Annotated in this window: 14 protein-coding genes; 6 read left to right on the top strand and 8 right to left on the bottom strand. The window is 42.6% G+C overall.

The annotated features are described in order from the left end of the window. Positions 1 to 48: 48 nt before the first annotated feature. From ACVW2L_RS00530 to ACVW2L_RS00520, 3 genes are read right to left on the bottom strand one after another with little or no spacing between them, the layout of a single operon-like run. Positions 49 to 732 carry a DUF5683 domain-containing protein gene (locus ACVW2L_RS00530; protein WP_457125993.1) on the bottom strand — a complete coding sequence of 228 codons (684 nt, stop codon included), beginning with the start codon at positions 730 to 732 and terminating at the stop codon, positions 49 to 51. Position 733: 1 nt separating this feature from the next. Further along, positions 734 to 1,645, bottom strand: coding sequence for a ParB/RepB/Spo0J family partition protein (locus ACVW2L_RS00525; protein WP_457125992.1), 912 nt, complete (start codon positions 1,643 to 1,645; stop codon positions 734 to 736). A 3-nt stretch (positions 1,646 to 1,648) separates the two neighbouring features. Then, positions 1,649 to 2,452: a ParA family protein gene (locus ACVW2L_RS00520; RefSeq protein ID WP_457125991.1), complete on the bottom strand. Its 804-nt coding sequence runs from the start codon at positions 2,450 to 2,452 to the stop codon at positions 1,649 to 1,651. Positions 2,453 to 2,729: 277 nt separating this feature from the next. Between ACVW2L_RS00520 and ACVW2L_RS00515 the strand changes: the two genes are divergently transcribed. From ACVW2L_RS00515 to ACVW2L_RS00495, 5 genes are all read left to right on the top strand, one after another. Then, positions 2,730 to 3,092 (top strand): NADPH-dependent FMN reductase, encoded by a 363-nt coding sequence (locus ACVW2L_RS00515; RefSeq protein ID WP_457125990.1) that lies wholly within the window; start codon positions 2,730 to 2,732, stop codon positions 3,090 to 3,092. Beyond that, complete coding sequence (locus ACVW2L_RS00510) at positions 3,070 to 3,252, top strand: hypothetical protein (protein ID WP_457125989.1); 183 nt, start codon at positions 3,070 to 3,072, stop codon at positions 3,250 to 3,252. Before ACVW2L_RS00515 ends, ACVW2L_RS00510 begins: the two co-directional genes overlap by 23 nt. A 57-nt stretch (positions 3,253 to 3,309) precedes the next feature. Next, on the top strand, positions 3,310 to 4,596 hold the full coding sequence (locus ACVW2L_RS00505) for a hypothetical protein (RefSeq protein WP_457125988.1): 1,287 nt from the start codon (positions 3,310 to 3,312) through the stop codon (positions 4,594 to 4,596). A gap of 70 nt (positions 4,597 to 4,666) precedes the next feature. Then, positions 4,667 to 5,983, top strand: coding sequence for a PQQ-dependent sugar dehydrogenase (locus tag ACVW2L_RS00500; protein WP_457125987.1), 1,317 nt, complete (start codon positions 4,667 to 4,669; stop codon positions 5,981 to 5,983). A 110-nt stretch (positions 5,984 to 6,093) separates the two neighbouring features. Beyond that, the gene (locus ACVW2L_RS00495; RefSeq protein WP_457125986.1) at positions 6,094 to 8,172 is read left to right on the top strand and encodes a TonB-dependent receptor; all 2,079 of its coding nucleotides are present in this window, start codon (positions 6,094 to 6,096) and stop codon (positions 8,170 to 8,172) included. 87 nt (positions 8,173 to 8,259) lie between these two features. Here ACVW2L_RS00495 and ACVW2L_RS00490 read toward each other — a convergent pair whose 3' ends face one another. Both ACVW2L_RS00490 and ACVW2L_RS00485 read right to left on the bottom strand, forming a co-directional pair. Next, complete coding sequence (locus ACVW2L_RS00490; RefSeq protein WP_457125985.1) at positions 8,260 to 8,499, bottom strand: hypothetical protein; 240 nt, start codon at positions 8,497 to 8,499, stop codon at positions 8,260 to 8,262. A gap of 5 nt (positions 8,500 to 8,504) precedes the next feature. Continuing rightward, positions 8,505 to 8,735: a hypothetical protein gene (locus ACVW2L_RS00485; protein WP_457125984.1), complete on the bottom strand. Its 231-nt coding sequence runs from the start codon at positions 8,733 to 8,735 to the stop codon at positions 8,505 to 8,507. Positions 8,736 to 8,875: 140 nt separating this feature from the next. Here ACVW2L_RS00485 and ACVW2L_RS00480 point away from each other — a divergent pair, with 140 nt between their 5' ends. Further along, positions 8,876 to 9,634, top strand: a complete 759-nt coding sequence (locus ACVW2L_RS00480) for a LysE family translocator (RefSeq protein ID WP_457125983.1) — start codon at positions 8,876 to 8,878, stop codon at positions 9,632 to 9,634. Positions 9,635 to 10,075: 441 nt separating this feature from the next. Here the strand turns inward: ACVW2L_RS00480 and ACVW2L_RS00475 are convergent, their stop codons facing one another. From ACVW2L_RS00475 to truB, 3 genes are all read right to left on the bottom strand, one after another. Further along, on the bottom strand, positions 10,076 to 11,119 hold the full coding sequence (locus ACVW2L_RS00475) for a DUF2157 domain-containing protein (protein ID WP_457125982.1): 1,044 nt from the start codon (positions 11,117 to 11,119) through the stop codon (positions 10,076 to 10,078). 208 nt (positions 11,120 to 11,327) lie between these two features. Continuing rightward, positions 11,328 to 12,257 carry a bifunctional riboflavin kinase/FAD synthetase gene (locus ACVW2L_RS00470; RefSeq protein WP_457125981.1) on the bottom strand — a complete coding sequence of 310 codons (930 nt, stop codon included), beginning with the start codon at positions 12,255 to 12,257 and terminating at the stop codon, positions 11,328 to 11,330. A gap of 130 nt (positions 12,258 to 12,387) precedes the next feature. Next, positions 12,388 to 13,104 carry a tRNA pseudouridine(55) synthase TruB gene (gene truB, locus ACVW2L_RS00465; RefSeq protein ID WP_457125980.1) on the bottom strand — a complete coding sequence of 239 codons (717 nt, stop codon included), beginning with the start codon at positions 13,102 to 13,104 and terminating at the stop codon, positions 12,388 to 12,390. Positions 13,105 to 13,150: the final 46 nt, after the last annotated feature.

Genomic DNA, 13,150 nt, shown 5'->3' with positions numbered 1-13,150 from the left:
ATTGATCCTTTCTTATAAAAGACAGGAGGTTTTAATGTGGTTAAAAATTTATCTAAGTGTAAAGGTAACTTTTAAACCCGGAACATAAGCACTCTGGATGCCATAAGCATACATTGGCTGGGTCATCAACTGCGGAGTTACCCTGAACGACAAATTATTATCCATGGTGTAGGAGTGGATAAATTTGGCATCAATATAAGCATCAATTATTTGTATGCCCCACATACCTGCAAAGCCCAAAATACTTAGATCGCGGTAACGGCGGTAACCTCTAACGGCATCGTTAATGGTGGCGTCGGAATAACCGTACTGTGCATATTGATTATAAGTTTCGTAATAAGGATCAGTAGCCTTTGGTACGTAGCCGCGTTTGCGATACTGTGCTATAGCCAAATTTTCTGCATAGTATTTTTGATTAAAGGCATAAGCCCAGCCAATTAGGCCCAGGGCACCGTAAGCGATAGGCACTTTCCACCATTTGTGGTTATAAACCTGGCCCCAGCCGGGTATCATGAGCGAATGCATAACCGCCTTTCGCGGGCTATGCGTACTATCCGGATGATATATTTTTTCATCGACAATACTTGGAGCAAAAACCTTAGATTTTAGCGAGTCCTGTTTAGCCTTAACACTATCGGCCTTGCTTTTAGGCGGGCTAAAGTCCGGCCGTTGCGCACATGCCGCACTTGCCAGTCCAAAAATTATTAAAAACGTTAAAACCGTTCTTTGCATTTTACCAGTCAAGCATTTCAAGAATGCGGTTAAGATCTTCTTCTGACAGGAATGGAATTTCAATACTGCCATTGCCCTGTGCGTTTATTTTTAACCTTACCTTGGTACTAAATTTTGAAGCAAGATCATCTTGTATTTTTTGTACCTGGAATGACATCGGCTCGGGTTGTTTTCCTTCCTTCTTCACTTTTGATCTTTGCAGATCGCGTACAATTTCTTCTACCTTTCTTACCGATAAACCCTGCTGTAATATCTGTTTAAAAATATACAGCTGCTGCGCCGGGTCATCAACGGTTATTAAAGCGCGGGCGTGGCCCATGCTAATACCGCCATCGCGTATGGCTGCCTGTATAGCAGGCGGCAGTTTTAACAAGCGCAGGTAATTATTTACGGTAGATCTGTTTTTGCTAACGCGATCGCCCAACTCTTCTTGTTTAAGGCTGCACTCATCCAGCATACGCTGAAAGCTTAATGCAACTTCAATAGCGTTAAGGTTTTCGCGCTGAATGTTCTCTATCAGTGCCATTTCCAGCATTTGCTGGTCATTAGCGGTGCGCACGTATGCAGGTATACTCTTAAGCCCCGCAATTTTTGACGCCCGCAGCCTGCGTTCGCCAGATATAAGTTGGTAACTATGCGCGTTAACCCGCCTAACGGTAATAGGCTGTATAAGACCTTGTAGCTTTATTGAGTCGGCCAGTTCGCCTAATGCTATTTCATCAAAATCAGTACGTGGTTGAAAAGGATTAACTTCAATTTCATCCAGCTTTATCTCATTTACCGATCCGGGGCTATTTACCTCATGTTCGGTTGTTGTTGTATTATTACTTCTTTTATAAGGCAGTACATCATCACTATCATTTAACAACGCGCTTAACCCTTTGCCTAAAGCTCTTCTTTTTTCTGCACTCATTATTTATACGGTTTCGGTAGTGTGCTGTACAGCATCTTTTACAAGGCCATTTTTACGCAGTATTTCGCGGGCCAGGTTAAGGTAATTAATAGCTCCTTTTGAGTTTGCATCGTGCATAATAACCGCCAGGCCAAAGCTTGGGGCCTCGCTTAAGCGGGTGTTGCGTTGTATAATGGTTTCAAACACCATGTCTTCAAAATGCGAGCGCACCTCTTCAACTACCTGGTTTGAAAGGCGCAGCCTTACATCATACATGGTTAGCAAAATACCCTCTATTGCTAAAGCGGTATTTAAACGGTTTTGTACAATTTTAACAGTATTTAATAATTTACCCAAACCTTCAAGGGCAAAGTATTCGCATTGCACCGGGATAATAACAGAATCGGCAGCAGTTAACGCGTTAACGGTAATAAGGCCCAATGAGGGCGAACAATCAATTATAATAAAATCATATTCATCCCTTATCTGAGCAAACACCTCGCGCATTCTAAACTCGCGGTTCTCCAGGTTTATCATCTCAATTTCTGCACCTACTAAATCTATATGCGCAGGTAACAGATCAAGGTTGGGCGTTTCTGTTTTAATTATAGCTTTATGCGGATCAACCTGGTTAATTATGCACTCGTAAATGCTGTTTTTTACATTGCGTGGGTCAAACCCGATGCCTGATGTTGAGTTGGCCTGCGGATCAGCATCAACCAGCAATGTTTTATAATCTAATACGGCCAGGCTTGCCGCCAGATTAATGGATGATGTGGTTTTACCCACGCCGCCTTTCTGGTTGGCTAAAGCAATAATTTTACTCATTACAGATATTCAAATTTGTGTAAACTGTGGTTATAACAACGAAAAGTAGCCATATAAATTTCTACCTTCGGAAAACTTTTTTAAAGCAGGCGCTAAGATACGGATTTAATACAACGCAAAATCCACAGGTTTTGGCAAATTACAAACATATTGCAGGCAATTAGTGCATGAGTAAGTTGGTGAATGAGCGATTTTTTATATTCATTAACCAGTAGCGAATAGTACAAATTATCCATTATTCTCTCAATCACTAATTCACTCAATCACTCATTAAACAATGATTACAATCATATCATCTACCAACCGCCCGGGCAGCTCAACTTATAAGCTGGCTTTATATTATCAAAAAAAGCTAAGCGAAAAAGGTATTGAGGCCGGTATTCTTTCTATGACGGAATTGCCTGGCAACCTGATAGAAACCAATATGTATGGTAAAAGCAACCCTGAATTTGAGCAGATACAGGCACGGGTAACCGCCACCCAAAAATTCCTTTTTATAATTCCCGAATATAACGGCAGTTTCCCCGGTATACTTAAGTTTTTTATTGATGCATGTGCTTTTCCGCAAAGTTTTTACGAGAAAAAAGCGGCGCTTGTGGGCTTGTCATCAGGCAAATATGGCAACATTACGCGGCATTGATCATTTTACCGGCGTGTGCCATTATATGCACCTGCATGTAATGGCTTTAAAATTACACATCCCCAATATAAGGGCAGAGTTTAACGAAAACGGCGATCTGTTTAAAGACGATACCTTAAAGTTCACTAACGAGCAAATAGACAAGTTTGTCTCATTTTAGTCGCTTCTACCATCAGCCTTTACTATTCTTTTATATTTGTGTACCTTATTCGCAATTATGAAACAACTCTTTGCTTTTTTTTTATTCAGCTTACTTTATTCTCAATTACATGCCCAGGGCAACTTTAAGCCAGGTTATGTAGTAAGTATTAAGGGCGATACGACCAAGGGGTTTGTTGACTATAAAAAGTGGGATCAAAACCCGCAGATTGTATTATTTAAACTGGCAGCTGTTGCTCAACAATATTCACCTGCTAACATAAAAGGCTTTGGTATTGATCGGTTTGAAAATTACGAAAAATACACCGGCCCAATAACCACAGGAGCTGTAAATCTAAAGAACCTGAGTAAAGGTATAGATACATCATTTGCAACCGAGACTGTATTTTTAAGGAGCGTGGTTAAAGGCAAAAATATTGCACTATATGCTTATAAGGATAAAATAAAAACAAGGTTTTTTATCTCAGAAAAAAATGGCTTACCGGTTGAATTAAAACGATATGTTTATTTAGACACTAAGCGGTCTGACAGGATTACAGAAAACAATGTTTTTATACAGCAATTGCTTGATCTGGCCATAAAATATCAGCCGGACAACGGCAAACTTGCAGACGAGATAAAGAAAGCACTTTACCGCGCTGACAACATTGAAAACGTGGTATTGACAATAGATGGCTCAAGTAACCAACTCAAAAAAACGACCAGTTCTGGTAACAGAATGGCACTGTTTGCCGGACTAAGTGCAAACTATTTTAAAACGACTGTAGCAGGCAATGATGATTTTTTAGCGGAAAGCAAACCATCTCAATCTATACTTCCGGGGGTAAATTTTGGCGTCGATATGTCTTTTAGTAAAAATGCAGATAATTTAATATTCAGAACTGAAATAGGTTTATCTGCAAATAATGTACGTTTAGCAAAGACAACCAACCAGGCGGATAATAATAATGGTTTTGTGCAAGACAATAAATTGTCGTTTAACCAATTCACAGTAAGTTTAACACCGCAGTTAATTTATAATGTTTTTCATAGATCCAACTTTAAAGCCTACCTGTCTGGCGGTGCTCAACTTAATTTAACTAATTATAGCAGTTTTGATGACCATTTGATGGAATATCTGAACAATACATTAATTAGCGATACTCACCGCACCGATGCTTATTTAAAAACGGTTTACTTCGGAGCCATTTTTAAAGCCGGCGTTGTTTTAAACAACCTGGTTGAACTGTATGCGGGGTATAGTACACGTGCCCACTTAGGCAACTATAACGAAAACGGCCAATCTTTTAATGTTGATGGCTACCGTGTTGGTATAAATTATCTGCTTGGCAAAAAGCATCAATAACTACAAGTTAAATTCATTGCCTTAAAACAAACCGTGCTTTACATAGGTTTTGCTATCAAAATAGCGTACTATGAAAAGCAATATATTAGTGTTATGTGCCGTGCTTGCTGCATCAGCAGCGGCTTGCCAAAACAAACAGCCCAACCCTGCAAAAGCTTTAACAGTAACAACCCGTAATGGGCAGAAGGTAAATTTGCCTGCCCCATATCAGACAAAATCAACGACGTTATATAGCAAAGTTGTGGGTTGGGGCAAAAACCAAACGCCTGTGGCGCCCGCAGCTTTTAAGGTTGAAAAATTTGCAGGTGCGCTAAACAATCCGCGTAATATTTACGTGGCACCAAACGGCGATATCTTTGTAGCCGAGGCCAATACAGAGGTTAGCGGCATTAAAAAAGTTGGCGCCGAGTTGAACGGCGCAGCCGGATCGCAAAAACTATCTGAAAGCGGTAACCGCGTGATTTTATTCAGAGATGTTAACGGCGATGGTAACGCTGATACGAGAACAGTATTTTTAACCGGCCTTAACCAGCCTTTTGGCATGCTGATATTAAACGGTTGGTTCTACGTAGCCAACACTGATGGTTTATGGCGATACCCTTATAAAACAGGCGATACCAAAATTACAGCCGCCGGCAAATTGATAACGGAACTACCCGCAGGCGGATACAATAACCATTGGACACGTAACCTGTTGGCCAATGCAAACGGAACTAAAATCTTTATCTCGGTTGGATCTGGCAGTAACATTGCCGAGCACGGGCTTGAAAACGAAGTTAGCCGCGCCGCAATATTAGAAATAAACCCTGATGGCAGCGGGAAACGCGTTTATGCCGGTGGCTTACGCAACCCTGTAGGTATAGCCATACAACCCGGAACAAGCACATTATGGGCAGCTGTAAATGAACGCGACGAGTTAGGTGATGAACTGGTGCCCGATTACCTGACCAGCGTTAAACCCGGCGGATTTTACGGATGGCCATTGGCTTATTTTGGACCCAATGCAGATCCATCCTACAAAGGCCCTGTTGATAAAGCATTAATTGCCCGCACCATTGTGCCGGAAGTAGCGCTTGGGGCTCACACTGCATCGCTTGGGCTGGCTTTTTACAGTGGCAAAAAATTCCCGGCTAAATATAATGGAGGCGCATTTGTGGGTCAGCATGGGTCATGGAACAGGTCGCAATTGTCTGGTTATAAAGTGGTGTTTGTTCCGTTTGCCAATGGCAAAGCTGGCATGCCTGAAGATTTTTTAACAGGTTTTATTGTTAAATCAGGCGAAAAAGAAGTTCATGGTCGCCCGGTGGGCGTTTCTGTTGCTAAGGATGGCACATTACTGGTTGCTGACGATGTGGGTAACTGCATATGGCGGGTACTTCCTAATTAATTAGTGCCTCAGGGCTATAACATTGGCGTGTATCTAACATCTTACAACAATTTTAGAATCTTTTGGAAGCAAAAAGGTATATTTTTGCTCCACCTAATAGAATCTATACAGTGAAAAGACTTTACATTTTTATGCTCAGTGGCTTTGCTTTTGCCGCTACAACCGCCAAAGCACAAACCAATAACGATATTGCAAAATCTGATACGATAAGAGAGTTAACCATAAGGGGCTATCTTTCAGAGCGACCCATGTTAACCACTCCCGCATCGGTTGGCGTTATTACGCCATCACAGTTACAATTGCAGGCACCTGCTACATTGGTACCCGCCATGAATACAGTACCGGGCGTGCGTATGGAAGAGCGCTCTCCGGGCAGCTATCGTTTATCGGTTCGTGGTAGTTTACTACGCTCGCCGTTTGGTGTGCGCGATGTAAAGATCTATTATGACGAGATCCCGCTTACCGATGCCGGCGGCAACTCTTACCTAAACTCGCTTGATTTTAACGCAGTACAAGGTGTAGAAATACTAAAGGGACCAGACGGCAGCTTATTTGGCGCTAACTCCGGCGGTGTGGTTTTACTAAGCCCGGTTAATCGCAACGTTACGCAAAACTTTGTTAAAGCAGGTGTAAATTTTGGTTCGTACGGGCTGTTTCAACAAAACTTTTCTACCCAGCAAACTAAGGGCAGAAATCAGTTCAATCTAAGCCAGGCTTATCAAACTTATGGCGGCTACCGCGAGCATAGCTACATGCAGCGCATATTTGTGCAAGCGTCTGACAAGATTGGCTACGGTAAATCCAACAGCCTTAAAGTATTGGGCTTTTATTCAGATCTGGGCTATCAAACCCCCGGTGGTTTAACAGCAGCTCAGTTAGCCGCTAATCCACGTGGCTCAAGGCCGGCCACTCCTACCCTGCCAAGTGCTATTACACAAGATATAAAAGTAAGCACCAAAATGCTTTTAGGCGGCGCGGTTAACGAGGTGCATTTAACCGAAAACCTGCGTAATGTTCTATCGGTTTACGGCAGCTACGTAAACTTCACTAATCCGTTTATTACCAATTGGGAGCAGCGCTATGAAGGTACTTTCGGCATGCGGTCCTACTTTGAGCTTAAGGGTAATCAAACACCAAATTTAGATTGGAAAGCCAACTTAGGTTTGGAGTGGCAAAAAACCAACTCTGATATCAACAATTATAATAATGATAAAAGTGTAAGAGGCAACCCCCAGGCATTGGATAAAGTAAATACTGATCAGCATTTTTTCTTTGCGCGTTATGAGGCTACTTTTTTTGGTAAGCTGCACGCAGAAGCGGCTGCCAGTTTAAACTTTTATAGCTATAACTTTAAAAACATATTCCCTGCTAACCAAAGCGCGTTTACCAAACGCACTTTTGACCAACAGTTTATGCCGCGTATAGCATTGTCTTACGCTATAACTCACGATTTTGTTTGGCGGGCATCTGTTAGCAAAGGCTATTCTACCCCTACTACTGCCGAGATCCGCTCGACAGACAACGTAGTTAACACCGGATTACAGCCACAGCAAGGATGGAACTACGAGTCGGGTTTCAGGTTCCGTACCAAAGACGAGAGCTTGCTGATAGACGCTTCGATATATTATTATCACCTAAAGAACGCCATAGTAATACGTAACAACCCCGGCGAAACGGCCACGTTCTTAAACGCCGGCGAGACCAAGCAATTGGGCATTGAAGCTTACGCTACCTGGTGGGCCATAAAGCAAAACGATAATGATTTTATTCGTGGCTTGCAGTTAAACCTGTCATACACCCGCAGCCGCTTTAAATTTGGCAACTACAATACAGGCGCAGCTAATTTTACCGGCAACTGGCTAACAGGCGTACCACAACACGTATTGGTGCCAAGCGCGCAGATCAAGTTCCCGGCTGCATTATACGCATTTATACAATATAACCGCACCAGCTACATCCCGCTAAATGATGCTAATACTGTATACTCTGCCCCTTATGATTTATTGCAAGCACGGGTAGGTTGGCAGTACAAACTATCAGCTAAAGCACGACTGGAGGTTTTTGCAGGAGCAGATAACATTTTAAATAAAGCTTACGGATTGGGTAATGATATTAACCCGGTTGGTAACAGGTTCTTCAACCCTTCGCCACCGCGTAACTACTACGGCGGTATGAACGTGATATTTTAATTAGCGATAAGAGGCCCGAATAATTCGGGCCTCTTATTAATTTTTGAGAAGTGTTTCTGCAATTTTAAAAATAGTTGCGCTTATTATTTACAAACCAAATTTAATCCAGCCCTCGCCTTCGTAGCCAAAAATAAATTGCTTAGGATAAATTATCTCGGCTAACAATTCTGCTTTATCTACAACATCCGTAGTTTCCGAAATAAAAAAATCGGCGTCAGTAATATAAAGCCTATTGGTTTTTACCGCTTTAATATCAGTAAAGCCAGGTTGCTGCAATAACTGAGGCATTGCCCCCATGGCTTCAACTGGCGATCCTGCTACTGGCATCACAATTAAAATATCGGGGTTTTGCTCCACAACAGTGTCATACACTTCTTTACCATCGGTAAAAACAAGGGGCTTCCCTCTCCGGCAAGCGCCACCAGTTCGTCCATGTAAATACCTGCTGATCTTACCTTGCCGGGGCCTTCAATACATGCCACTAAGGGCTTATCGGTCACAAATTTTAATTTGTGTTCAATCAGTTCTAATCTCTCGCGTTGGTATTCTGTAAGTTCAAGCATGTAGTAAACAAAGGTATTTGCGCAAAGTACAAATGTGCGGATAATAATAAAATTTATGTATTGATAATTTTAACTTAAAACAACGATGCGCACATTTGCACATCAATTCTGGGCTTAAAACCAAACCCTATCTTTACTTCATGATCGTACTCACCTTTTTTCTGGGCTTGCTGGCTAATTTTATCGGCTACATCCCGCCGGGAAATATCAACCTCACGCTGGTACGTATCACCATTAACCGCGGCTTTAAAGAGGCCCTGCGCTTTATTACGGCATTTTCTGTTGTAGAGTTCTTTTTTACGTTTTTTATTATGCACGCTGCTAAATGGCTCTCGGCACAGGTGCATTTAGATGTGGTGATAGACTGGGTGATGTTCGCATTGTTTTTAACGCTGGGGTTGGTTACGTGGCTAAGTGGTAACAAGCCGCCAAAAACCAAATACTCCAACCACGCCAGCATTAAATACGGTTTGCTGTTAGGCTTTATTAACCCCATGCAGGTGCCCTTTTGGATGATATGCGGAACCTACCTTATTACGCACGAATGGATCTTAGACGGACCTTTGGCGCTGGTGATTTTTAGTATCGGGTCGGCGGCGGGTTCTTTTCTGTGCCTTTTTTTATACGCCAAATTTGCGCTTTACATTCAGAATAAGTTTGCGTTAAGCACACGTTTAATTAATACAGCAGTAGCTATACTTTTTTTTGGCCTGGCAGGATATCATTTGGCTAAGCGGGTTTATTTGGCCGCGAGGGATAAGCAGGAGGTTACCAGGCAAATAAATTTGCAACATGGCGTCAAATTCACTAAACGTTCCTACGGAACGCAGGTGATTAACAACTTTAATACTACCAACCAAACTTTGCTATGGAATGATTATACTTTCTTCGTTCCATAGGAACGTTTGGTTGGTAGAAAAATAATTTATTTTAGTACGTTTCTCTTGAGAGGGAGCCCGTTGAATGTGCAGCTGCTGGGTGTATTAACCCGCCTGCATAACACCCCATCCCCCCCCTCCAATGACATTAAGTTAAGGTAACAAGAAGCTTTTATGACATTGCCCCTTAGGGGCTACCTGTTTGTAGCATACACGTATTATTTGTTTTTGCTCTGTAGGAGCTACCCATAATAGCGGTAATTGGAAACGGGGGCAGCACCTACGGAGCTCAGATTCCGGTAACTATATTTCTACAAACAGGTAGCCCCCGCTGGGGCATGGTTTCTTTATAGTATATTTTTCGCAACTATTCTGAGTTCAATTTTAATATTAAAGACCATGTCTTAACTTAATGGCATTGCCAACCCTCTCGAGAAGGGAATTGCACAGTCCAAGTTTCGCTTAACTCTTCCCCTTCAAATTCCAGATCTTCTCCGCCTTTCTTCCTATCACCCAGAACGAAGCAGCCAAAATGGCGAAGAACACGGCTTTGTTAATGTTGTCCCAAAAGTACTCTACGTATTTGGTGTAGATAAATATAATGAGAAACGTTATACCAAACTCGCGCGCTATGGTATCGCCGCGCTTTAAGCCGTATAGCATAAAACCACCCGCCACAACAGCCGATATAATACCCCAATAAAAAAAGCTGATCTGCTTTACGTTGTACCACCTATCCAGATTGCCATAGTTGCCAAAAATGCTGAGCATCCATAAGGACAGGAAAAGATATAATAAACCTACCACATAAGTATTCTCCCAGAAATAAGCAAACCATTTTCTGTTGCGCAATAATTGGCAGGCACCCACCAGCAGTAATCCAAACAGTACAAAACGCAGCGGATAATTCATCCCCAAAAAATAATCGGCCCAGCGGGTTTGATAGCCCGTTTCTGTACCGAACCAGCTACCTAATGATACCAGCGCGAACAACCATATTAACCTGGATTGCATACGCGAGGCTAAAAAGCCGTATACAAAAACTGATAATAGGAAAAGTAAAGAATAATGGCCCGATCCGTTATCAAACGTTTTGCCTAAATAGGCAATGCAGCAGGCGGTAAATAGTACACCTGTAAAAACAACAGCCTCGTTGCTAAAAACTTTTTCCGGGTAAAGCCGCTCGCGCCTGCGACCCAGGTAAAAAAGAAAGGCCGCAGCTATGCCGGAAATTATGCTGATAACAATATCGGGGGTGTAATAAAGGTTTTTAAGCCATCTTACAATGGTATCGTTAACTATCAGAAAGGTAAATGATACGCCGCCGCAAATGAGCGCTATCCAGAAAGAATATTTTGCCAGGCGCATCCAGTCAAAACCTTTAACTTCTAAAGTTGAGCGCAGCTCGGCGGCTTTATCGGTATGGAGCAGCCCGCCTTTTTCCCAATGTGTAATAGTTTCATTCAGAAAATCGTTCTCCTGCTTGTCTACTTTCAGTTTAGTCATTTGATAGGTATCTGTTATATCAACTTACCTGCAAAGTAAAAGGTTTTAATGAAGAGAAAATGAAAATGTTGGGGCGAGGGTCAGTCTGAGCATGTCTAAAGCCGCGCGTAAAGGCCCTCCCGCCATGGTTCGACAAGCTCACCATGACAGCCCTCTTTAATCACATTGCCACACCAGGAACCACCAACTATGATCCATGAACCATCAACTACAACCCAAAATACCTCAGTATCTCTTCCTTATCCAAGGCAATACGGGCCTTTAGTTCATCCAATCCATTGAGTTTCATGTCTCCGCGTACAAAGTGGTGAAACTCCATGCGTATAGTTTGGCCATAAATATCCTGATCAAAATCAAACAGGTTAACCTCAATATTGCGGGTGCTGCCGTTAACCGTTGGGCGGCTACCTATGTAAGCCATGCCGGTATGTGTTTTGCCTTTAACCAACGCCTTCACCGCAAAAATGCCGTCGCCGGGTATTAGTTTATACTTCTCTTCAATAGCGATGTTGGCCGTAGGGAAACCTATTTGCGTGCCTATCCTGTCGCCACGCATAACCTTGCCGGTTAAAAAGAAGGGATAACCCAGGCAAGCATTGGCTAACTCAAAGTTGCCTTCAGCCAGCGCTTCGCGGATGCGGGTTGAGCTTACAGCAACATCATTAATATCCTGCTCGGGTATCTCCACTACCTCATAACCGTAAATTGCAGAAAATTTGAGCAGATCAGCCAGGCCACCCTTTCTGTCCTTGCCAAAGTGGTGATCGTAGCCAATTACTATTTTGCGGGTGCCAATTTTATTCACCAGCACATCGCGGATATAATCTTCGGCAGTTTGGTTAGAGAAATCGCGCGAAAACGGCGTTATGATCAAATGATCCACGCCTAACTGCTCCATTAGTTCCGCTTTCTCGTTTATAGTGGTGATGAGTTTAATACTTTCATCCTCGGGATGCAAGATCATCCGCGGATGCGGAAAGAACGTAAGAATAACTGTTTCGCCACCTGCTGCCTGCGCCAGCTCTTTTATTTGCGCTATAATTTTTCGGTGGCCAACGTGTACTCCATCAAATGTGCCAATGGTAACCACCGCGTTTTTAACCGGCTTAAAGTCATCTATATTGTGGTAGATCTTCATTTAGATTTCGGATTTCGAATGTTCAATTTCGAATTTTGAATAGCTGGAATCAATAATTCAATATTATTATTTCGAATGTTCAATTTCGGATTTTGATGGTATTTTTTAGAATCACTCACTTAAAAATCACTCATTCACTCATTATTTTCTGCTCCTTAATAAAAGCAACCAGGTCCATTACCTCCCAGGCATTATCAATATGAAAGTTCCCGCTGCGGGTACGTGTTAATTTAGAAAGATATGCACCGTTGTTAAGCGCCTTACCAAAATCGTTAACTAAAGAGCGTATGTAAGTGCCCTTGCTGCATACTACCCTAAAATCAACTTCGGGCAATTCAATACGGGTTATTTCAAATTGGCTTATAGTTACATTGCGCAGGCGCAGCTCCACCTCCTCGCCACGGCGGGCCTTTTCGTACAGGCGCTCGCCATCAATTTTTATGGCAGAATGTGCCGGGGGGTATTGCTGGATATCGCCGGTAAACTGTGCACAGGCATTACGTATTGCCTCATTGGTAAGGTTGCCTGTATCAAAAGTTTGGTCAGCTTCGGTTTCCATATCATAGGATGGCCTGGTAGCGCCAAGTACAAGTGTACCTGTATACTCTTTCTCCTCGGCCTGAAAAGTATCTATCTGCTTAGTCATTTTGCCGGTGCAGATAATGAGCAGACCGGTAGCCAGCGGATCAAGCGTACCTGCGTGGCCCACCTTAAGTTTAAGCGGCTTAAACGAGTTGCGCAATTTGCCAACCACATCAAAGCTGGTCCATTTATAAGGCTTGTTTACCAGCAGCAATTCGCCCGCGGCAAAATCAAATACCTTTGCCTGTGTTTCCGTATCGTTCACGCGGCAAAGATAGTGATTAGGTATGTGTTGTCTGAACTAAGATTTA

It is taken from the genome of Mucilaginibacter sp. HD30, assembly GCF_054061755.1.
Note: the sequence above shows the minus strand (reverse complement) of the source record. Positions and strands in the feature narration are given on the sequence as shown.